The sequence below is a fragment of the Streptococcus mitis SK597 genome (assembly GCF_000148545.1).
GTDB lineage: Bacteria > Bacillota > Bacilli > Lactobacillales > Streptococcaceae > Streptococcus > Streptococcus mitis_C.
Window position 1 is genome coordinate 1 of record NZ_AEDV01000068.1, and the last position, 20,488, is coordinate 20,488.

Below are 20,488 nucleotides of genomic sequence, written 5' to 3' on the forward strand. Positions count from 1 at the left end.
CAGTTATTATTTCCAGTTTAAAATAGCATTCAAGCCATAGTGATCACTCACTTGCGGACTCTTGTTACCATCAAATACGACATGTAAATTTTCCACCGCTAACTCTTTGGTAGTAAAGACATAATCGATTCGAAGGGGTTCTGTATTCCCCTTCCAGCCATCAATTTCTGGTGGAACGGTATAGCTACCGCTTTTCTCTTGAGCAACTTCAAAGGCGTCTTGTAATCCTAATGGACTAGCTAAAATAGCTTGGTAGCCTTCCTGACCAGCTGGATTATTGAAATCTCCAGCTAGCAAAAGCGGCTTGTTCAATTCTTTCAAGACAGCCTCAAATCGTGCCCATTCTTCTTGGAAACCTTTATCCCACCAAGAAAGGTGGACACTTGCAACTGCAAGCTCCTTACCATCAACTGCAGTTTCAGCCAAGGCAACACGACGAGTATGATAGTCTGTTGGATCATCCACATCTGAAACTAAAATTTCTCTGGCTTCAATAGGTGTTTTAGACAAGATAGCTACACCTTCATGGTAGCGATCATAACCGATATGGTTATAGGCCCAAGTCCAGTAGTAATTTTTCCCTTGCTCAGACAACTTTTCAACCAAGAGTCTAACATAGTGATCTTGGTGAATAGGCTCAGCTGCTGGCAAAGATTTATAAAGATCATTGACCTCCACCTCTGGAGATGTGATCTCCTGATTGATTTCTTGGAAACAAATCAAATCATAGTCCTTTTCAAGAATATCCTCAAGCAAAATCTGGAATTTTTCCTCTGCTTCTTTCTCCATCCAACTGTGAGTATTGAGTGTTAAAAATTTCATGCTTTTCTCCCAAAATAAGAGGTTGGAATACAGCTTCCAACCTCAAGTATATTACAATTCTACTTTAGCAACTGCTGTTTTAGCTGCAAGAGAACCTGTTTTTTCTAATTTAACTGATTTAATTGCATCACCATTTGTGAAGACAACTACTGTTGAAGTTTCACGTCCTGCTGCACGGATAGCATCCAAGTCAGCTGTGACAAGGAGATCTCCTGCTGCAACTTTTTGTCCTTCAGCAACATGAACTGTAAATGGTTTACCTTCAAGACTCACTGTGTCCAAACCAATGTGAACCAATACTTCAAGACCTGCTTCAGTCACAATACCAAGAGCATGTTTTGTTGGGAAGATGCTTGATACAGTACCTGAAACTGGAGATACAATGTTTCCATTTGCAGGTTCTACTGCAAATCCATCACCCATCATTTTTTGAGCAAATACTGGATCTTTTACTTGTTCCAAAGCAACAACTTGACCGTCTGCTACTGAGTAAACTTCCTCAGTAAGACCTTTGAAGTGAACAGTGTTTTGTTGTGCTTCAGTCATTTGGCTTGGAAGAGTTTCAGGAATGATTTCACCTGAATCAAGGATATCTTGGATATCAGATTTCAATACGTCAGCTTTTGGTCCGTAGATAGCTTGAACCCCTTGTCCTTTCATGACAAGACCCATAGCTCCTTCTGCTTTCCATTGCTCTGCATTTCCTACTTTATCTGCATCTTTAACAGTTACACGAAGACGAGTCATACATGCATCAACATCAACGATGTTTGCACGTCCACCAAGAAGGTTAATAATGTTTACAGCTTGAGAACCTGCTGCAACTTTCACTTCGCTGCTAGATTCTTCTGAACCTTCAGCAGTTTCGTAGTTTCCGTTACGCCCTGGAGTTGCGTAGTTGAATTTTTGAATCATGAAGTTTGCGATAAAGTACATGATTACAGCAAAGAGAACAGTTACCCAAATGAAGTTAATGATATCCATACCGATACCAGCACTGATTGCAATAGGTGTACGAGTCAAGAACTCGATTGAACCGAATGAGTGCATACGTAGGTTTACAACGTCAGCCATAGCGAAGGCAGCACCTTGAACAAGTGAGTAAACAAGATACATAGGTGTTGCTACAAACATGAACATGTATTCGATTGGTTCAGTAACCCCTGTCAAGAATGTTGCAAGAGCTGTCGCAATCATCATACCTTTGTATTTGTGTTTCTTGTCAGCATCAACATTACGGTAGATAGCCACAATTACACCCATCAAGATACCGAATGAACCGATCATTTGTCCAACTTTGAAACGAGCTGGGTGAACAGTATCTAACAATTGTTGGTAGTGACTTGCATCTGTACCTTTAAGGTTAACAAGGTCTGTTACCCATGCAAGCCATAGTGGGTCTTGACCAAATACTTGACTACCTTTAGCTGCACCAGTTAAGACATCATAAGTACCACCAAGAGCTGTGTAGTTCATTGGGATAGTCAACATGTGGTGAAGACCAAATGGCAAGAGCAAACGTTCCAATGTACCATACAAGAATGGTGCAAGAATTGGAGCAGTTTCTTGTGAGTTGGCAATCCAGATACCAAAGCTATTGATACCAGTTTGCACAAGTGGCCAGAAAGCAGCAAGTACAATTGCAGCAATTATTGAACGAAGAATAACTACAAACGGTACAAAACGTTTTCCGTTAAAGAATGAAAGTGCATCAGGAAGCTTACGGAAGTTGTAGTATTTGTTGTAAGCAGTTGCCCCAATAAAACCAGAAATAATCCCTACGAAGACACCCATGTTCAAGGCTGGAGCTTCAAGAACACTGATAAAGTAATCAGCAACTTTGATTGAACCACCAAAGAGAGTAGTTACCATAGCATCTGGATTTTTTAACATATCGCCTGATACACCAAAGATTGTACCAGTGATACGGTTAATCAAGATGAAGGCAAGACCAGCGGCGAAAGCACCACCAGCACGTTCTTTAGCCCAGCTTCCTCCAATAGCGAGGGCGAACAAGATATGAAGGTTAACGATAACTCCCCAACCGATTTGCTCTAGTACACCACCAGTAATAACGAGTGGTGCAAAGGTTGGGTTAATCATCACGATAGACTTACCGATTGAAATCATCAAACCAGCAGCCGGCATAACCGCGATAACCACCATCAAAGCCTTACCGAATTTTTGCCAAAATTCGAAAGACAAGACATTTTTGAATGTATCTTTCATCATTCAAATCTCCTTTATTTTTATTTAGGCAAACGTTTTACGAAAACGTTTGCACCTTTTATGATTTAATTATACCACTTTAATTTTTTTTGTAAAGGCTTTTATTCAAAAAAATCCTCTTTTTTCAAAAATTTTCTAGGTGCTAAATTTCAAGTTCAAGTTAGCTATCAAGAAGTCTTCTCTGGGGGACTTCTTGATACACTTCGAAAATCTCTTCAAACCACGTCACGTCGTCTTACCGTATATATATGTGACTGACTTTCTACAACCTCAAAACAGTATTTTGAGCATTCTTTGGCGAGCTACCTAGTTTGCTCTTTGATTTTCATTGAGTATTAGAACTCCCTTTTCAAAAACTCTTGTAGCAAAAAAAGGAGATCACTTAATCTCCTCATAAAAGTAGCTATTTATCTAAATCTTCAAGAATCGACGCATGGAAATTCCTGATCCCAGTGAACCAATGAAAATTCCAATCACAAATAATAGGGCAATCATCAGAGGAGTAAATACCTCTGGCGCAATCATAGAAAGATTTTGTCCGACCAACGATTTGTTGACAGATTGGTAAACCATTCGATAAACAATAAAGACCAACACTGATGGCGCAGTTGCTCCAAGCAAACCAATGAAGGCACCTTCAAGTAAGAAAGGTCCACGGATATAACTGTTCTTAGCACCAACCAAGCGCATGATTTGAATTTCACGACTGCGAGAAATAATGGTAATACGAATGGTATTTGAAATCAAGAAAACTGCAATGAAAATCAAAAGTCCTGCAATAACTAATCCCCAAACACGAATAAATGATGCTAGTTGGAATAGGCGTTCTGTATTGGCACCACCATCCTGAACCTCAGACACACCTTCAATTTTTTTAGCATCTTCAGCCACAGTTTTTACATCACTTGGCGTATTGGTATCAACGATATAGGCATCATAGAGAGGATTAGCATCTCCTTCAAAGATTTTCCAGTTGTCACCCATTGTCTCGGTTAATTTTTCATATTGTTCTTCTTTACTTGAAAAAGTAACACTCTTAACAGTAGACATCCCCTTCAAAGCATTGTATACCTTGTGGTAGTCATTATTTGTAACAGTTTGACCTTCTTTTTCAATAGTCTCGCTATTATCAGCTACATCCTTTCGAATATAAACCATCACTCGAACATTATTTTCAATATCTGTAGCTAGTTTCGCTGTATTGAAAATAACAGAAGCAAATATGGCAACCAAGGTCAAAGTAATCATGACTGAGCTGACAGCAGCCACTGTCATCCAACCATTTCGTTTCAAACTTTTTAGTGATTCAAATAAATGGCGAAAAAATCTACTAATCATCGTATCCATACTCTCCTTTTGATTCGTCACGAACGACACGGCCATTTTCAATGGCAATGACACGGTGGCGCAAGGTATTTACAATCTGGCTATTATGAGTCGCCATCAAAATAGTTGTCCCTTGTAGGTTAATCCGTTCCAAGAGATTCATAATTTCCCATGAATTATCCGGGTCCAGGTTTCCTGTTGGTTCATCGGCTATCAATACTTTGGGATTATTTACAATGGCACGTGCAATCGCAATCCGCTGTTGCTCTCCACCTGAGAGCTCATTTGGGAAAGAACGAACCTTGTGCTTCAACCCAACCAAGTCTAAAACTTCCATCACACGTTTTTTGATATTACGGCGATTTTCCCCGATTACTTCCATAGCGTAAGCAATATTTTCATAGACAGTTTTCTTTGGCAAGAGTTTATAATCCTGGAAGACAACCCCAACACTACGACGTAGAAGCGGGACGTCTTTCTTTTTGATCTTAACCAGATTAAAACCAGCAACTGATAGGCTTCCTTTATCGATTTTTACTTCACGATATAGAGAACGAATGAAGGTTGACTTCCCTGCTCCTGAAGGTCCTACAATGTAAGCAAATTCTCCCGGTTGAACGCTGACCGAAACACCGCGTAGGGCAGTCGTTCCGTTGTCGTATTTTTTGACGACATCTCTCATTTCAATGATTGACATGTGAGTTCCTTTCTTTCTTAGCTGATTCGCCACTTGAGATAGGCATCGATAAAACCATCTAGGTCTCCGTCCATAACCTTATCTACCTGAGCAACTTCAAAGCTAGTTCGATGATCTTTTACCATAGTATAAGGCGTGAAGACATACGAACGGATTTGGCTTCCCCATGTGATTTCTTTTTTCTCACCCTTGAGGGAATCTACCTCCGCAGCTTTCTTCTCTTGCTCCATTTGATAGAGCTTAGCCTGCAACATCTTCATAGCTCGATCTCTATTTCCATACTGGGTCCGATCCACTGTTGATTGGACAACAATTCCAGTTGGAATGTGGGTTAAACGTACACCTGTTGAAACCTTGTTGACGTTTTGTCCACCGGCACCACCTGAACGGAAGGTATCCATCTTGATGTCATCTTCCCGGATTTCCACTTCAATGGTATCATCCAATTCTGGCATTACTTCCACCGATGTGAAAGAGGTATGGCGACGTTTGGCAGAGTCAAATGGCGAGATTCGCACCAAACGGTGTACACCCATTTCCGACTTGAGAAGACCATAGGCATTAGGTCCTTCAAATGATAAGGTTACCGACTTAATACCAGCTTCATCTCCTGCTTGGTAATCCAATACTTCCACTTTAAAGCCTTTAGCATTTCCATAGCGAGTGTACATACGAAGCAACATATCACCCCAGTCCTGAGCCTCAGTACCACCGGATCCTGGATGGATTTCCAAAATCGCATTATTATGGTCATAAGGTTCTGACAAGAGCAAGGTCATCTCGTAACTGGTCATCATCTTATCAAGTTCTGATAACTGCTCAACCAATTCTTCATGCACCGACTCATCTTCAGCTAAAAAGTCTAATAAAATTTCGACTTCATCCTGTAACTCTTCCATTTTTTGGAAGGTGTTGTAGGTGTTTTTTAATTCATTTAATTCTTGCGACGTTTTTTGGGCCGCGATATTATCGTTCCAAAAATCAGGTTCTGTCATCTTATTTTCCAAGATGGCAATCTCTTCCTCTAGACCTTCTAGGTCAAAGAGACCCCCTGAAAGAAGCTAATTTTTCACGATTTGCGTCAATTTTTTGACGGATTACTGAAATGTCCATAAATACTCCTTTTTTATATCATTTCATTATAGCATATTTTATCATTTCTTTCCATCTTTTGCTATAATCCCTTTTTTATGAAAAAAGAAGCCTTTCGGCTTCCCTTCTTACAAGACTTTTGCTGAAGTACGAGTAATTTCTTCTACTTGAATATTCTCTGATTCAAATTTTTCTTTCAAGGCTGGTAAATCAATTGAGCCATCGATTTGAACTTCGATAATCACCTTACCATCTTTACGCGGAATATTGACTGTATGCGAGATATTCAAATTTTCTTCTGCAATCAAAGAAACAATCTTTCCGAGGACACCAACTTCATTTTCCGTAACAAAGCGCACACGAATTCCTTCTTCTCCATAACCAGCAATTTCAAGAAAGGCTTGGAAAACGTCACGGTCCGTAATAACTCCGTATACTTGATGATTATCTACGACAGGAAGAATACCAATCTTGTTTTTCAACATCAGATAAGTTGCATCCTCTAGACTCGCATAGCCTGAAACAGTGACAACATCGCGAATCATGACATCTTTTACTTTTGTCTTATTTAGAAGATAATTCATCTCATAGATAGAAAGACTTGTTGCTTTAGATGGACTAGCTTGGGCAATGGTTCCTTCAGTTACCAAACCAACCAATTGATCATTTTCGATAACAGGCAAGCGGTGCAACCCTTGCTCTCTCATCAAATCTGCTGCATGAGATACTGTTGTATCTGGACTAATATAAACTACCTTGCGGGTCATAAAATCTTTAACTGCCATGAGACTTCTCCTTTTCTATTCTTATCCCTATTATACAATCTTTTTGTAAATCTATCAAACGCTTACATTTCTTTTTCAAAATTCAGAAAAGTATGAATAAGCTAGCAAAAAGAGCTCTAAAATCGAGCTCTGTGAATGAAGGATAGGTACGCTTCATTCGATTTTATTTCAATTATCAGAAGCTAACCTTCCAGTGCAGATGAGAATTGCTTCGCAATCTTCATCCGCCGACTAAAAAGGTCCCCCGGACTATAATGATGATTACTTCGTAATCTTCATTTGCAACCTAAACTAGTCTCCCAGACTATGCGAAGATTGCTTACGCAATCTTCATCTGCCGACTAAAACAATCCACTGGATTGTTTTAGCCACCTAGATATGCTTTTCTGACTTCTTCTGATGAGGCGAGTTCTTTTCCTGTTCCTGATAGGACGATTTTCCCTGTTTCCAACACATAGCCTCGGTCAGAGATTGCGAGTGCCTTATTGGCATTTTGTTCAATCAAGAGGACGGTTGTTCCTTGCTTCTGAATATCTTGAATGATATCAAAGATCTCTTGAATAAAGATTGGGGCAAGTCCCATTGATGGTTCATCTAAAAGAAGAAGTTTTGGTGTTGACATAAGAGCGCGTCCCATGGCAAGCATTTGTTGTTCTCCTCCTGAAAGAGTAGCTGCATCTTGGTTCTTGCGTTCTTCAAGACGAGGAAAGCGTGAGAAAACCTTCTTCAAGTTAGCTTGATTTTCTTCACGATTTTTCTTTAAGAAAGCTCCCATTTCAAGATTTTCCATAACAGTCAAGCCAGGAAAGACGTGGCGTCCTTCTGGTACTTGTGAAAGACCACCTGCCACGATTTTCTGAGCTGGCATTTTTTGGATTTCTTGACCTAAAAATTCAATCTTTCCTGAACTTGGTCTAACCAAACCAGACAAGGTACGGAGAATAGTTGTCTTACCTGCACCATTGGCACCGATAAGAGAAACAACTTCTCCTTCATTCACTTCAAAGCTTACATCACGGACTGCCTGGATCATGCCGTAATGCACAGAAAGATTATCAACTTTTAACATAGACATTAGGCTTCACCTCCTAGATAAGCTTCGATAACGCGTTTATTGGTTTTAATTTCGTCTGGAGTTCCTTGAGCAATCAAACGACCGTATTCAAGTACATAGATGCGTTCTGTTACTTCCATGACCAGATTCATATCGTGTTCAATCAGCATGATCGTAATCTTAAATTCATCTTTGATACGACGAATTAACTCAGTCAATTCGGCTGTTTCTTGTGGGTTCATACCTGCCGCTGGTTCATCTAAGAAGAGAATTTTAGGTTCCGTAGCGAGGGCACGAACAATTTCCAAACGACGTTGTTGTCCGTAGGCAAGATTTTTAGCAAGAGTCTCTGCATCACCATCTAAATCAAAGATTTTCAACAATTCCAAAGCCTTAGCCTTTAATTCTTTTTCACTCTTGTAAAAAGCTGGTAAGCGTAAGAAACTAGCAAAAACATGTTGTTTGTGATGATTGCCAAAAGCAATCAAAACATTATCCAAAACTGTTAAATCTTTAAAGAGACGGATATTTTGGAAAGTACGTCCAAGTCCCAAAGAGGCAATCTTATAAGGTGACTTCCCATTTAAAAGGTGACCATCTAGGGTTACTGTTCCCTCGCTTGGTTCATAAACACCCGTCAAGAGGTTGAAAAGAGTGGTTTTCCCAGCTCCGTTTGGACCGATTAGTCCAACCAGTTCCCCTTCGTTCAATTCAAGAGTCACATCTCCAACAGCTGTTAGACCGCCAAAATGTTTGGTTAACTGTTTTACTTCAAGTAATGCCATTAGTTTTGTTCCTCCTTCTTAGATTTTTTAAAGAAACGTGATAGGCTCAATTCCCATGTTCCAAGAAGTCCACCTGGTCTGAAAATCATTACCAATACCAAGGCCAAAGCGTAGATAATCATACGCACGCTAGCAACATCTTGGAGAAGCATATTCAAAATTCCCAGAACAATAGCTGAAACAATGGCACCTGTAATGGAACCAAGTCCACCAAATACAACAATGATCAAAACGTTGATTGAGTTGATGAAGGTGTAATCTTTCGGTACAACAGAGCCGATAAATCCTGCCTGAAGTGACCCTGCAATACTTGCAGTAATGGCACCAAAGACAAAAGCGATGATTTTAATTTTAGTTGTATTAACACCGACTGACTCTGCAGCGATTTCATCTTCACGAACGGATAGGGTTGAACGTCCAATTGGACTACGCAAGAAGTTCAAGGTTGCAATGGTTGTAATCACGACAAAGAAGTATACCATTTGCCAAGTTGTAAAGTTAGGAATTCCCAAGATACCTGCCGCACCATTTGTAAGGCTTCCGCCATTGATGATAAAGATACGGATAATTTCAGAAACACCTAGAGTTGCTACTGCAAGATAGTCCCCCTTCAAACGCAAGGTTGGAATTCCGACAAGTAAGGCAACTGCTCCTGAAAGCAAAGCGCCTATAATCATAGCTCCAAAGAAGGCACCGTAGGTTGGTGATTTAGAACCAATAATAGCTGCAGCATAGGCACCAATCGCCATGAAACCAGCATGACCAAGTGAAAATTGTCCTGAAAAACCAACGATTAAGTTGAGACCAACAGCAAGAATAATATTAATTCCAATTTGTTGTAAAATCTGTACATAGAATAGATTGAGTACTCCGACTGAAACCAGTACACTAATCAAGCCATAGCCAGCTAACAAAAGGAGTAACCATAGAATATTAACTTTTAAATTTTCCTTCATCGTTTACACCTTCTCTTTCACATTTTTACCAAGGATACCAGCTGGGCGGACAATCAAGATCAACAACAAGATTCCATAAACAATGGCATCACGGAAGTCTGACATTCCAAAGGCTGTCGCAAAGGTTTCCAATAGACCAATCACAAAGCCACCAAGAGCCGCACCAGGAATGATTCCGATACCGCCAAGTACTGCGGCAACGAAAGACTTAAGACCTGGAGTAACCCCCATCAAAGGCTCAAGAGAGTTATAATAAAGGGCAATCAGAACACCAGCCGCACCCGCAAGAGCTGAACCCAAAGCAAAGGTAAAGCTGATAGTACGATTTACATTGATCCCCATCAATTGTGCCGCATCGCTATCTACTGATACTGCACGCATGGCTTTCCCCATCTTGGTCTTTTGGACAATGACCTGTAACAAAATCATCAAAATCAAGGAAATGGCCAAGATCATTAACTGCACGTTTGTTAGGCTAACTGGTCCCAAATCATAGCGAACTGTTTGAATCGCTTGAGGGAAGGCACGGGTATTGGCACCAACCAGATAGACCATGCCATACTCCAGTAGGAAAGAAACCCCAATAGCTGTAATCAAAACAGCAATACGAGTAGAGTGGCGCAAAGGTCGGTAAGCAAGGAACTCAATCACGACACCAAGAATGGCTGTCGCTAGCATGGCTACAATAAGCGCTACAAAGAAATTCATTTGGAAAGAATTGATCAAGAAATAACCGATAAAGGCTCCCATCATATAAATATCACCGTGGGCGAAGTTGATGAGCTTGATAATTCCGTAAACCATGGTATATCCTAGGGCTAACAGCGCATAAACACTACCTAGAATCAAACCATTTACTAGTTGTTGGAGCATAAGATTCACTCTTTCTATTTAATTCCGAGGGTTTTCCCTCACTTTTTGATAGGTTCTTAAACATCGAAACAGGGAGTGAGTCCGAGGCTCATTCCCTATTTCAACATTTTCTATTATGGTTTTACAACTTCTGCTGCTTCAACCTTACCATTGTTCATGGTCATCATGTAAGCAGTTTTGACTGTGTTGTGGTCTGCATCGAAGCTTGTTTGACCAGTTACACCTTCAAAGTCTTTTGTTTTAGCAAGGTTATCCTTGATTTCACCAGAGTTCTTAGCACCTTTTGCTGCGTTTGCTACAAGGTGAACTGAGTCATAAGCCAAGGCTGCAAATGTTGAAGGCTCTTCATTGTACTTAGCACGGTATGCGTCAAGGAAGGCTTTAGCTTTAGCTGAAACTTCTACAGTAGTTGAGAAGCCTGAGATAAAGTAGATATTTGATGCTTTTTCAGCAGTTGCTTGTTGTACAAACTCTTCACCGTTGAATCCATCACCACCAACGATTGGTTTGTCAATTCCCATACCACGCGCTTGGTTTACAATTTTACCAGCTTCAGTGTAGTAACCTGGGACGATGATAGCATCAAAGTCTTTCCCTTTCATTTTTGTAAGGGCTGCTTGGAAGTCTGTGTCGCCTGCTACGAAAGTTTCATCTGCAACGATTTCACCTTTGTAAGCTTCACGGAAGGCTTTGGCAATCCCTTTAGCATAGTCACTGGCATTGTCAGTGTAAAGAACGACTTTCTTAGCTTGCAATTTATCAGTAACATAGTTTGCAATAATTTTTCCTTGGAAGCTATCTTGGAAAGTTCCAATAAAGAGGTAATCTTGACCTTTAGTCAATCCATCTTGAGTCGCACTTGGTGAAATCAATGGAACACCTGCTTTTGTAGCGTTCGCTACCGCAGCTGCAGTTGCACCAGATGTCGCAGGTCCTACGATTGCTGATACCTTAGATTGGGTTACAAGGTTAGTTGTTACTGAAGCCGCCTCAGCTGTTTCAGACTTGTTATCTTTATCGACTACTTCGATTTGTTTTCCATCGATACCACCTGCAGCATTGATTTCGTCAACAGCAAGTTGGGCACCTTTTTGTTCAGATGTTCCGTAGGCAGCTACGGCACCAGTTTCTTCGAAGTTAAATCCAATTTTGATTGTCTTTTCCTCTACTGTGTTACCAGCAGCGTTTGACGCTCCAGACTTCACTTCTCCACAGGCTGCAAGAAGTGCTACACTTGCAAGCGCCACAAACGATAGGGCAAATTTTTTCTTCATCTTTTTTGTCTCCTTATTTCTTAAATAAATAGCATGTTAAGAATATACCGAATTATCAGAAAATTGTCAACACTTTTCTTGAACTTTTTCGATGATAACGTTTTCCTCTCGATAAAGATTGCCCACAAAGGGTGTTTCCAGCTCTTGGATATGACAAACTCTAACTTTTTTTATAAATTTTTCCTTGCTCAAGCGCCCGACCAATTGCTCCACTTCTTGAGTTGGAACATAGAGTTGTAAGTAACGATGTTTCTTGGAATGATAGGTAATATCTCCATAATCCTGCAATTTTTTGGCATCACGATTATAGTAAAGATAGATAATCAAGCCAGATCGATTGACTTTTTCAAACATGGTAAATCCTCTTTCTAAGAAATCTCTCCCTATTATACCAAAAAAAGCAAACCCAGTCGAGTTTGCCTTCTATCATCATTAATTCAATGAATTGTTGGCCATGATTTCATCAATAAAGCCATATTCAAGTGTTTCTTGAGCACTCATCCAGTTATCGCGTTCTGCATCTGCGTGAACTTTTTCGATTGACTGACCTGAATTTTCAGCCAAGATTTTTTCCAAGGTATTACGAGTTTTGAGCAAGTGTTCTGCAGCGATCGCCATATCGGTTTGTTGAGTACCACCACCTGTACCACCCATTGGTTGGTGAATCATGTATTCAGCATTTGGAAGCATGAAACGTTTGCCTTTTGCTCCACTTGATGCGATGACCGTCCCCATAGATGCGGCCATTCCCATAACGATGGTTTGGACATCTGCCTTAATAAAGTTCATGGTATCAACGATTGCCAAACCAGCTGAAACAGAACCCCCAGGTGTGTTTACATAAAGGTAAATATCTTTTGTACTATCTTGGGCATCCAAAAAAACTTGGGCATCCAAAAAAAGCAATTGGGCAATAACAGAGTTAGCCATATTGTCTTCAACTGGACCTGTCAGCATAATGATGCGGTCTTTAAGAAGACGTGAGTAAATATCGTAGGAACGTTCTCCACGGCTTGTTTGTTCAATAACTACAGGAATCATTTATTTCTCCTTTTGAGTTTTATTTTTGTTGGTCAAATGACTGAAGATAAGACTATTATAATATCTTGGTCAAAAAAGGTCAAATTTCTATTTCTAACAAATTTTTAAATTAAATACTAAAAATTATTTTTTCCAATTAGATGGAGAAAATCCAACATACTTTCTCCCTTTATACTCTAAATGTTCCAATTTTCCAACGATATCTTGTTCTCTTTTATTTATAGTATAGGGAAATCGAATCACTTTATCACTTAGTAAATCGTTTATTTCTTGTTCAGAAAATTCATGATTACCCCATTTATGTTTAAAACGAACTTTCTCCCCATTCCAAACACCAACGACATAATGGTTGTTATTCCCACGTTGCCATTCATCTGATTCACCTAGATAATCATCCATGGCTTCATTAACTAAATCATCGTAAGCCTCAGCAAGTTCTTCTTCTACACCTAAAATATCTTCCCAATCAATTCCCATATCAAATTTCTCTCTTCTTATTCTTATTTCGTACCGAACAAGCGGTCTCCAGCATCTCCAAGACCTGGAACGATATAACCGTGTTCGTTCAAACGTTCATCCAAGGCTGCTGTAAAGATTTCTACATCCGGATGAGCTTCTTGAAGGGCTTTTACACCTTCTGGAGCAGATACAAGACAGACAAATTTGATATTTGATGCGCCACGTTTTTTAAGGGAGTCAACAGCCAAGATTGCTGAGCCACCTGTTGCCAACATTGGGTCTACGACAAAAATTTGACGTTGGTCAATGTCCTCAGGTAATTTCACCAAGTATTCAACTGGTTGAAGTGTTTCTTCATCACGGTACATACCGATGTGACCAACTTTAGCAGCTGGAACCAAGCTCAAGAGACCATCAACCATCCCGATACCTGCACGCAAGATTGGAACGATGGCCAATTTCTTACCTGCCAATTGTTTTTGAACTGTTTTTGTAATTGGTGTTTCGATTTCCACATCTTCTAGTGGAAGATCACGAAGTACTTCATACCCCATCAACATTGCAATCTCATCTACTAGCTCACGAAAAGCTTTTGTAGAAGTATCTGTACGACGCAAGATTGACAATTTGTGTTGAATCAGCGGGTGATTAATAACTTCAATTTTTCCCATTTTTGGAATTCCTTCTTTCAATTTATTCTTCTTATTATACCAAAAAACGGTTTAAAAATCTTTCTAAACCATTTATTTTTGATAATTTTTACATTAAATCTGCCTCTTTAAGAGCTGCTTGTACTGTCTCAAGTGGTAGATGGGTCAATTCTGTCCCTTTTTCTTGATAAAGGTATTGGGCATAGTCGTCCATTCGGTACTGGTTAATATAAACCACGCGCTTGCAACCAACCTGCAATAATTGTTTGGTACAGTTGAGACAAGGAAAATGGGTCACATAGGCTGTAAAACCTTTGGGAACACCACGTTCAGCACCTTGAAGGATAGCATTGACCTCAGCGTGAAGGGTGCGAACACAGTGACCTTCAATGACCAGACATTCGTGGTCAATACAATGCTCGGTACCTGACACCGAACCATTGTAACCAGTGGAAATAACTTTATTATCCTTAACCAGAATTGCGCCCACTTTGGCACGTTTACAAGTGGAACGATTGGCAATTAGTAGAGCTTGGGCTGCAAAATACTCATCCCAGGCTAGTCTTTTTTCAGTCATATCTCTTCTCCTTTTTCTCTATTTTTTAAAAAATGGTAACCGTAAATCCGCTATCTTTTCAGCAGGTACCTTCATGCCATCCTTGATCCATTTTAGAAGGACAGAGACGATGGCTGAGCTCCAGAAGGAATGAAGATAAGAGCTGACACCTTTTGATTTCCCATGGTATTTTTCTAGAAATTCCTGCATGGCTTGGACAAAGATTTTTTCCAGATGGTAATCTAAGGCAAGTTGAATCACTCTGGCTTCCTTTCTTGCCTCTCGGAAAAGGTGAACCCAGACCAGATAAAGATCTATCTTTAAATCATAATGATGCAACTGTTCCATGATGTTATGGACACTCCGTTTAAAGACGCTCTCTAAAATTTCCTCTTTGGAATCATAATTGCGGTAAAAGGCCGCACGCGAAACGCCTGCACGTTTGACCAATTCAGAAATACTAATCTTGGTCAAGTCCTTTTTTTCCAAGAGTTGCAAGAGGGCTGTTTCGATGGCTTCTCTAGTTAATAAATTGGATTCTTGGTTTGATTTTCTGAGATTTTCAAGAGACTTTTCAGAGATTCTACGTTCAGACATAACATTTTCTTTCTACTTGTCACAACAGACGGATGAGGCTTTTGTTTCAAGGGCTTTCATGATATAATTGTAAAAAAAGACAGAACCTTTGTCAATGTATAACTGACAAAGATGGAGAATTTCTATGACTTGGAAGATTATTGCTGACTCTGGTTGTGATTATCGTCAGCTGCCAACACCAGCTATTGACACGACCTTTGTAAGTGTTCCCTTAACCATTCAAGTAGCTGATCAGATCTTTGTTGATGATGCCAGTCTTGACATTGACCAAATGATGGAAACCATGTATGCAACTGCAGAAGCTTCAAAATCAGCTTGTCCAAGCCCAGATGATTATTTACGAGCATTTGAAGAAGCCAAAAACATTTTCCTAGTAACCATCACAGGTACTCTTTCTGGCAGTCACAATAGTGCTCAACTAGCCAAGAATATTTATCTGGAAGAACATCCTGATACTAAGATTCATGTGATTGATAGTTTGTCTGCTGGTGGGGAAGTTGACTTACTCGTAGAAAAGTTAAATGACTTGATTGACCAGGGATTGTCTTTTGAAGAAGTGGTTGAAGCTATCACTGCCTATCAAGAAAAAACCAAGTTGCTCTTTGTCCTAGCTAAAGTCGATAACTTGGTAAAAAATGGCCGTTTAAGCAAGCTTATCGGTACGGTCGTTGGCCTTCTAAATATCCGTATGGTCGGAGAAGCTAGTGAAACTGGAACTCTCGAATTGCTACAAAAAGCAAGAGGACCAAAGAAATCGATTCAGGCAGCCTATGAAGAGTTAGTGAAAGCAGGATATGCTGGTGGCCGTATTGTCATGGCCCAACGCAATAACGAGAAATGTTGCCAACAGCTTTCAGACCGAATCCGTGAAAATTTCCCACAGGCGGATATTAAAATTCTCCCAACATCTGGTCTCTGCAGTTTCTATGCAGAAGATGGTGGTTTGCTGATGGGATATGAAATTGATTAATTGCATTCTTGACAAGAGGTGACTTCATCTCTTGTTTTTTTGTGGTACAATAGAGCTATGAAACATTTTGATACTATTGTCATCGGTGGAGGTCCTGCTGGCATGATGGCTACGATTTCCAGTAGCTTTTATGGACATAAAACCCTCCTCATCGAAAAAAATCGGAAACTTGGAAAAAAATTAGCTGGGACTGGTGGGGGACGTTGCAATGTAACCAACAACGGAACTCTAGATGACCTACTAGCTGGAATCCCTGGAAATGGCCGCTTTCTCTACAGTGTCTTCTCCCAGTTTGATAACCATGATATCATTAACTTTTTTACAGAAAATGGTGTTAAACTTAAGGTCGAAGACCACGGCCGCGTCTTTCCGGCTAGTGACAAGTCTCGTACCATTATTGAAGCCTTGGAAAAGAAAATCGCTGAGCTAGGCGGACAAGTTCTCACTCAAACAGAAATTGTTTCGGTTAAAAAGGTAGAAAATCAGTTTATCCTTAAATCCACAGACCAAACATTCACTTGTGAGAAACTCATTGTCACAACTGGTGGGAAATCCTATCCTTCTACTGGTTCGACTGGTTTTGGTCACGAGATTGCCCGCCATTTTAAGCATACCATCACCGAGCTTGAGGCAGCTGAAAGTCCTTTGTTGACAGATTTTCCACACAAGGTCTTGCAGGGTATTTCGCTGGACGATGTGACCCTAAGCTATGGTAAGCATGTCATCACTCACGATTTGCTCTTTACCCACTTTGGTTTGTCAGGCCCTGCTGCCCTGCGTATGTCTAGTTTTGTCAAGGGTGGGGAGGTTCTCTCGCTAGATGTTTTGCCTCAACTTTCTGAGAAGGACTTGGCTGCATTTCTAGAAGAAAATCGGGAAAAATCCTTGAAAAATGCCTTAAAAACCTTGTTACCAGAACGTTTAGCAGAATTTTTTGTGCAAGGCTATCCAGAAAAAGTCAAACAACTGACTGAAAAGGAACGCGAACAACTGCTCCAGTCTATCAAGGGACTTAAAATTCCTGTAACTGGTAAAATGTCTCTTGCCAAGTCATTTGTTACCAAGGGTGGCGTCAGTCTCAAGGAAATCAATCCTAAAACCCTTGAAAGTAAACTGGTACCTGGACTCCACTTTGCTGGTGAGGTACTGGATATCAACGCCCACACAGGTGGCTTTAACATCACTTCTGCCCTCTGTACCGGCTGGGTGGCGGGAACAAACCCAATCTAAATCTAAATTATTCAATGGAACAATCAGCCCCAAAAGAAAGGAAGTCCTTTGGAACATATTATCTTGTTAAGGGGAGTTACTCCTAATGGAAAAAATGCTATCCCTAAAATGTCTTATCTAGTAGATATCTTGACAGAAGCTGGTTTTCAACAAGTTCGAACCTATATTCAAAGTGGGAATATCATTCTTGAAAGTGACTTAGATTTAGAAAAAATACGAGAACGTGTCCATACTCTAATAAATGAAAATATTGGTGCTGACTTAAAAATGGTAATCAAGAACAAAAGTGATTTTAAAAAAATTGTCCAAGAAAACCCGTTTGGAGAACACTATCTTTATGACCGTATACACGTGATTTTTTATCAAGAATCTATTCAAAGTCTCCCTTTAGAAAAATTGAAAATTGATTACGGTGAAGAAGAAATTTGTATCGGTAACCATTGTCTTTACCTCTATCTCCCTAGAACTGCAAAACAAAAGAAACTCCATACCAACTATCTTGAAAAGCTTTTTAATGTAGATTTGACCATGCGAAAACTAAATGTAGTAGAAAAATTATTAAGCAAGTAGTGCTTGAATTTAGTAAAAATCGGAAGAATACTCCTCCGATTTTATTTTGTCTGAGTTTGGACATAGTGGGCAATGACATCTGATGTATACTGGGCTGTTCCAGGTCCAAATTTGTCAATGTTTTCCTTAAATTCTGGGTTGTAGACGTAGCCTTTACCGATATGACCGAATACTTCAACGGAGCAGTCAAATCCATAAGTACGAATAGCTTGCAAGAGTTTGGCAGCTTCTTCTTGGTTTTCTGTTGCTGTTACAGGCAGTCCAGCTTGAAGGTTTTGTGCCAAGGCTCGAAAAACTTGGTTGAAGGCAGCCGTAGCTTCGTCTTCGTGACCTTTTTGGCGCTCCAGCGCTTGGTCCATCACTTCTTGTCCATATTTCTCTACCGCCTCTTGGTGGTATTTTTGATGATCTTGGTAGTTAAATCCAGCAAATTTCTCTTGAATGCTCATTTCTTTTTCTCCTTTTTGTTCTTGAATGGTTTTCTGCAAGGTTGAAATCAAGGTATCCAGATGTTCCCTTTCTCGAGTCAAATAGTCCAACTGCCTGGTCAAATGAGGCAATAAATCTGTCCTTTCTTCCTTTAATAGCTCTGCTATTTTTTCTAAAGAAAAACCTAGATATTTGTAATAAAGAATAACCTGAAGGCGTTCCAAATCCTCCTGACTGTAGGTTCGATAGCCGTTTTCCGATTTTAAAGGAACCAAAAGCCCTATCTTGTCGTAGTGGTGTAGGGTCTTGACAGAAACACCTGAAAGCTGGGCAGCTTCTTTTATATGGTACATGATTTCCTCCTTATACTCAATGAAAATCAAAGAGCAAACTAGGAAGCTAGCCGCAGGCTGCTCAAAACACCGTTTTGAGGTTGCAAATGGAAGCTGACGTGGTTTGAAGAGATTTTCGAAGAGTATTACATTGATAGTATAACCCCTCCCCTTAAGTCAGAGTCAAGTGTTTTTACGAAATTTTTTACTTTATCATAACATGAAAATGGTTTTCTTGACAGACCTTAGAAAACATGATAGGATAGTCAAGTCTATCAATCAAAAGAAACGCTCACTTTGAGTACTGATGAGGCTATTTGCCAAGGGCAGTAGCTTTTTCTTTTGTAACACTAATTTTAGGAGTTTAACTATGTCTGAAAAATCGCAATGGGGTTCTAAACTGGGCTTTATCCTAGCGTCTGCTGGCTCAGCCATCGGACTTGGTGCCGTTTGGAAATTCCCTTACATGACTGCTGCTAACGGTGGAGGAGGCTTTTTACTGGTCTTTCTCATTTCCACTATTCTAATCGGTTTCCCCCTTTTGCTAGCTGAATTTGCCCTCGGCCGAAGTGCTGGTGTTTCAGCTATCAAAACCTTTGGAAAACTCGGCAAGAATAGCAAGTACAACTTTATCGGTTGGATTGGTGCCTTTGCCCTTTTTATCCTTTTATCGTTTTACAGTGTTATTGGAGGATGGATTCTAGTTTATCTGGGTATTGAGTTCGGGAAATTGTTCCAACTTGCTGGGACGAGTGATTATGCTCAGTTATTTACTTCAATCATTTCAAATCCAGCCATTGCCCTGGGAGCTCAAGCAGCCTTTATCCTATTGAATATCTTTATTGTATCACGCGGTGTTCAAAAAGGGATTGAAAGAGCATCTAAGGTTATGATGCCCCTGCTCTTTATCATCTTTGTCGTCATCATCGGCCGCTCTCTCAGCTTGCCAAATGCCACGGAAGGCGTTCTTTACTTCCTCAAACCAGACTTCTCTAAGCTAACAAGTGCAGGTCTCCTCTATGCTCTGGGACAATCTTTCTTTGCCCTCTCACTAGGGGTTACAGCCATGCTGACCTATGCTTCTTACTTGGACAAGAAAACCAATCTGGTTCAATCAGGGATTTCCATCGTAGCCATGAACATCTCGGTATCCATCATGGCAGGATTAGCCATTTTCCCAGCCATGTCAGCCTTCAATATCCAGTCTGAAGGGGGACCAAGTCTGCTCTTTATCGTCTTGCCTCAACTCTTTGACAAGATGCCTTTTGGAACTATTTTCTACATTCTCTTCCTCTTGCTCTTCCTCTTTGCGACGGTCACTTCTTCTGTCGTGATGCTGGAAATCAATGTAGGCAATATCACCAATCAGGACAACAGCAAGCGTGCCAAGTGGAGTACTATTTTAGGAATCTTGACCTTTGTCTTTGGAATTCCTTCAGCCCTTTCTTACGGTGTCATGGCGGATGTTCACATCTTTGGAAAGACCTTCTTTGACGCTATGGACTTCTTGGTTTCTAATCTCCTCATGCCATTTGGTGCTCTCTGCCTTTCACTTTTTACAGGCTACATCTTCAAAAAGGCTCTTGCTATGGAGGAACTCCATCTAGATGAAACAGCATGGAAACAGGGACTTTTCCAAGTCTGGCTCTTCCTTCTTCGTTTTATCATTCCAATTATCATCATCGTGGTCTTCATCGCCCAATTTGTGTAGTCAAAAAGGACTTGAGTAGTGATACTCTTCGAAAATCAAATTCAAACCGC

At 40.2% G+C, this 20,488-nt stretch carries 22 protein-coding genes; 4 read left to right on the forward strand and 18 right to left on the reverse strand.

What is annotated here, in order from left to right:
- Positions 1 to 6: 6 nt before the first annotated feature.
- The 17 genes from SMSK597_RS09280 to SMSK597_RS09355 form a co-directional block, all read right to left on the reverse strand.
- Positions 7 to 822 (reverse strand): endonuclease/exonuclease/phosphatase family protein, encoded by an 816-nt coding sequence (locus tag SMSK597_RS09280; protein WP_000670819.1) that lies wholly within the window; start codon positions 820 to 822, stop codon positions 7 to 9.
- 51 nt (positions 823 to 873) lie between these two features.
- A complete protein-coding gene (locus tag SMSK597_RS09285; protein ID WP_000974071.1) occupies positions 874 to 3,054 on the reverse strand; it encodes a PTS transporter subunit IIBC in 2,181 nt (726 codons plus the stop codon).
- A gap of 408 nt (positions 3,055 to 3,462) precedes the next feature.
- Complete coding sequence (ftsX, locus tag SMSK597_RS09290; RefSeq protein WP_000625550.1) at positions 3,463 to 4,389, reverse strand: permease-like cell division protein FtsX; 927 nt, start codon at positions 4,387 to 4,389, stop codon at positions 3,463 to 3,465.
- A complete protein-coding gene (ftsE, locus tag SMSK597_RS09295; protein WP_000022265.1) occupies positions 4,382 to 5,074 on the reverse strand; it encodes a cell division ATP-binding protein FtsE in 693 nt (230 codons plus the stop codon). Before ftsE ends, ftsX begins: the two co-directional genes overlap by 8 nt.
- Before the next feature lie 17 nt (positions 5,075 to 5,091).
- Positions 5,092 to 6,187 (reverse strand): peptide chain release factor 2 gene (prfB, locus tag SMSK597_RS09300; RefSeq protein WP_141553905.1). Its coding sequence is split into 2 segments (ribosomal slippage): positions 5,092 to 6,114 and positions 6,116 to 6,187, totalling 1,095 coding nucleotides; the frame shifts between segments, so codons are not numbered across the junction.
- 107 nt (positions 6,188 to 6,294) lie between these two features.
- Positions 6,295 to 6,951, reverse strand: a complete 657-nt coding sequence (locus SMSK597_RS09305; RefSeq protein WP_000268668.1) for a CBS domain-containing protein — start codon at positions 6,949 to 6,951, stop codon at positions 6,295 to 6,297.
- A gap of 364 nt (positions 6,952 to 7,315) precedes the next feature.
- The gene (locus SMSK597_RS09310) at positions 7,316 to 8,026 is read right to left on the reverse strand and encodes an ABC transporter ATP-binding protein (protein ID WP_000062200.1); all 711 of its coding nucleotides are present in this window, start codon (positions 8,024 to 8,026) and stop codon (positions 7,316 to 7,318) included.
- Positions 8,026 to 8,790: an ABC transporter ATP-binding protein gene (locus SMSK597_RS0102765; RefSeq protein ID WP_001185997.1), complete on the reverse strand. Its 765-nt coding sequence runs from the start codon at positions 8,788 to 8,790 to the stop codon at positions 8,026 to 8,028. The genes SMSK597_RS09310 and SMSK597_RS0102765 overlap by 1 nt, the downstream gene beginning before the upstream one ends.
- On the reverse strand, positions 8,790 to 9,746 hold the full coding sequence (locus SMSK597_RS09315) for a branched-chain amino acid ABC transporter permease (protein ID WP_000662282.1): 957 nt from the start codon (positions 9,744 to 9,746) through the stop codon (positions 8,790 to 8,792). Before SMSK597_RS09315 ends, SMSK597_RS0102765 begins: the two co-directional genes overlap by 1 nt.
- A gap of 3 nt (positions 9,747 to 9,749) precedes the next feature.
- Entirely contained in the window at positions 9,750 to 10,619 is an 870-nt protein-coding gene (locus SMSK597_RS09320; protein ID WP_000941427.1) for a branched-chain amino acid ABC transporter permease, read from the reverse strand.
- Between the two features lie 113 nt (positions 10,620 to 10,732).
- Positions 10,733 to 11,893: an ABC transporter substrate-binding protein gene (locus SMSK597_RS09325; protein WP_000726122.1), complete on the reverse strand. Its 1,161-nt coding sequence runs from the start codon at positions 11,891 to 11,893 to the stop codon at positions 10,733 to 10,735.
- Between the two features lie 66 nt (positions 11,894 to 11,959).
- Complete coding sequence (locus SMSK597_RS09330) at positions 11,960 to 12,247, reverse strand: YlbG family protein (RefSeq protein ID WP_000462127.1); 288 nt, start codon at positions 12,245 to 12,247, stop codon at positions 11,960 to 11,962.
- Between the two features lie 78 nt (positions 12,248 to 12,325).
- Positions 12,326 to 12,934 (reverse strand): ATP-dependent Clp protease proteolytic subunit ClpP, encoded by a 609-nt coding sequence (gene clpP, locus SMSK597_RS09335; RefSeq protein ID WP_000613480.1) that lies wholly within the window; start codon positions 12,932 to 12,934, stop codon positions 12,326 to 12,328.
- A gap of 123 nt (positions 12,935 to 13,057) precedes the next feature.
- A complete protein-coding gene (locus tag SMSK597_RS09340) occupies positions 13,058 to 13,411 on the reverse strand; it encodes a hypothetical protein (protein WP_000510544.1) in 354 nt (117 codons plus the stop codon).
- A 23-nt stretch (positions 13,412 to 13,434) separates the two neighbouring features.
- Complete coding sequence (upp, locus tag SMSK597_RS09345) at positions 13,435 to 14,064, reverse strand: uracil phosphoribosyltransferase (protein WP_000515974.1); 630 nt, start codon at positions 14,062 to 14,064, stop codon at positions 13,435 to 13,437.
- Between the two features lie 88 nt (positions 14,065 to 14,152).
- A complete protein-coding gene (locus SMSK597_RS09350) occupies positions 14,153 to 14,620 on the reverse strand; it encodes a deoxycytidylate deaminase (RefSeq protein ID WP_000136973.1) in 468 nt (155 codons plus the stop codon).
- 18 nt (positions 14,621 to 14,638) lie between these two features.
- Complete coding sequence (locus SMSK597_RS09355; RefSeq protein ID WP_000004130.1) at positions 14,639 to 15,196, reverse strand: TetR/AcrR family transcriptional regulator; 558 nt, start codon at positions 15,194 to 15,196, stop codon at positions 14,639 to 14,641.
- A 124-nt stretch (positions 15,197 to 15,320) separates the two neighbouring features.
- Here SMSK597_RS09355 and SMSK597_RS09360 point away from each other — a divergent pair, with 124 nt between their 5' ends.
- Genes SMSK597_RS09360 through SMSK597_RS09370 form a run of 3 tightly spaced genes read left to right on the forward strand, consistent with a single transcriptional unit; the run spans position 15,321 to position 17,966 of the window.
- Positions 15,321 to 16,166, forward strand: coding sequence for a DegV family protein (locus SMSK597_RS09360; protein WP_000219930.1), 846 nt, complete (start codon positions 15,321 to 15,323; stop codon positions 16,164 to 16,166).
- Between the two features lie 57 nt (positions 16,167 to 16,223).
- Positions 16,224 to 17,396 (forward strand): aminoacetone oxidase, encoded by a 1,173-nt coding sequence (gene aao, locus SMSK597_RS09365; protein ID WP_000680041.1) that lies wholly within the window; start codon positions 16,224 to 16,226, stop codon positions 17,394 to 17,396.
- Positions 17,397 to 17,444: 48 nt separating this feature from the next.
- Complete coding sequence (locus SMSK597_RS09370; RefSeq protein WP_000400051.1) at positions 17,445 to 17,966, forward strand: DUF1697 domain-containing protein; 522 nt, start codon at positions 17,445 to 17,447, stop codon at positions 17,964 to 17,966.
- A gap of 41 nt (positions 17,967 to 18,007) precedes the next feature.
- On the opposite strand, the gene SMSK597_RS09375 is transcribed toward SMSK597_RS09370, so the two are convergent.
- Positions 18,008 to 18,748, reverse strand: coding sequence for a MerR family transcriptional regulator (locus SMSK597_RS09375; RefSeq protein WP_000274781.1), 741 nt, complete (start codon positions 18,746 to 18,748; stop codon positions 18,008 to 18,010).
- Between the two features lie 349 nt (positions 18,749 to 19,097).
- Between SMSK597_RS09375 and SMSK597_RS13660 the strand changes: the two genes are divergently transcribed.
- Complete coding sequence (locus SMSK597_RS13660) at positions 19,098 to 20,438, forward strand: sodium-dependent transporter (protein WP_004238256.1); 1,341 nt, start codon at positions 19,098 to 19,100, stop codon at positions 20,436 to 20,438.
- Positions 20,439 to 20,488: the final 50 nt, after the last annotated feature.

Excerpts from the sequence above, each read along its gene's own strand:
- clpP (WP_000613480.1), bottom strand. The coding sequence starts at position 12,934 with ATGATTCCTGTAGTTATTGAACAAACAAGCCGTGGAGAACGTTCCTAC.
- ftsX (WP_000625550.1), bottom strand. The coding sequence starts at position 4,389 with ATGATTAGTAGATTTTTTCGCCATTTATTTGAATCACTAAAAAGTTTG.
- SMSK597_RS09340 (WP_000510544.1), bottom strand. The coding sequence starts at position 13,411 with ATGGGAATTGATTGGGAAGATATTTTAGGTGTAGAAGAAGAACTTGCT.
- SMSK597_RS09360 (WP_000219930.1), top strand. The coding sequence starts at position 15,321 with ATGACTTGGAAGATTATTGCTGACTCTGGTTGTGATTATCGTCAGCTG.
- ftsE (WP_000022265.1), bottom strand. The coding sequence starts at position 5,074 with ATGTCAATCATTGAAATGAGAGATGTCGTCAAAAAATACGACAACGGA.
- SMSK597_RS09330 (WP_000462127.1), bottom strand. The coding sequence starts at position 12,247 with ATGTTTGAAAAAGTCAATCGATCTGGCTTGATTATCTATCTTTACTAT.
- SMSK597_RS09305 (WP_000268668.1), bottom strand. The coding sequence starts at position 6,951 with ATGGCAGTTAAAGATTTTATGACCCGCAAGGTAGTTTATATTAGTCCA.
- SMSK597_RS09355 (WP_000004130.1), bottom strand. The coding sequence starts at position 15,196 with ATGTCTGAACGTAGAATCTCTGAAAAGTCTCTTGAAAATCTCAGAAAA.
- aao (WP_000680041.1), top strand. The coding sequence starts at position 16,224 with ATGAAACATTTTGATACTATTGTCATCGGTGGAGGTCCTGCTGGCATG.
- SMSK597_RS09280 (WP_000670819.1), bottom strand. The coding sequence starts at position 822 with ATGAAATTTTTAACACTCAATACTCACAGTTGGATGGAGAAAGAAGCA.
- SMSK597_RS09375 (WP_000274781.1), bottom strand. The coding sequence starts at position 18,748 with ATGTACCATATAAAAGAAGCTGCCCAGCTTTCAGGTGTTTCTGTCAAG.
- SMSK597_RS09315 (WP_000662282.1), bottom strand. The coding sequence starts at position 9,746 with ATGAAGGAAAATTTAAAAGTTAATATTCTATGGTTACTCCTTTTGTTA.
- SMSK597_RS09350 (WP_000136973.1), bottom strand. The coding sequence starts at position 14,620 with ATGACTGAAAAAAGACTAGCCTGGGATGAGTATTTTGCAGCCCAAGCT.
- SMSK597_RS13660 (WP_004238256.1), top strand. The coding sequence starts at position 19,098 with ATGTCTGAAAAATCGCAATGGGGTTCTAAACTGGGCTTTATCCTAGCG.
- upp (WP_000515974.1), bottom strand. The coding sequence starts at position 14,064 with ATGGGAAAAATTGAAGTTATTAATCACCCGCTGATTCAACACAAATTG.
- SMSK597_RS09310 (WP_000062200.1), bottom strand. The coding sequence starts at position 8,026 with ATGTCTATGTTAAAAGTTGATAATCTTTCTGTGCATTACGGCATGATC.
- SMSK597_RS09285 (WP_000974071.1), bottom strand. The coding sequence starts at position 3,054 with ATGATGAAAGATACATTCAAAAATGTCTTGTCTTTCGAATTTTGGCAA.
- SMSK597_RS0102765 (WP_001185997.1), bottom strand. The coding sequence starts at position 8,790 with ATGGCATTACTTGAAGTAAAACAGTTAACCAAACATTTTGGCGGTCTA.
- SMSK597_RS09320 (WP_000941427.1), bottom strand. The coding sequence starts at position 10,619 with ATGCTCCAACAACTAGTAAATGGTTTGATTCTAGGTAGTGTTTATGCG.
- SMSK597_RS09325 (WP_000726122.1), bottom strand. The coding sequence starts at position 11,893 with ATGAAGAAAAAATTTGCCCTATCGTTTGTGGCGCTTGCAAGTGTAGCA.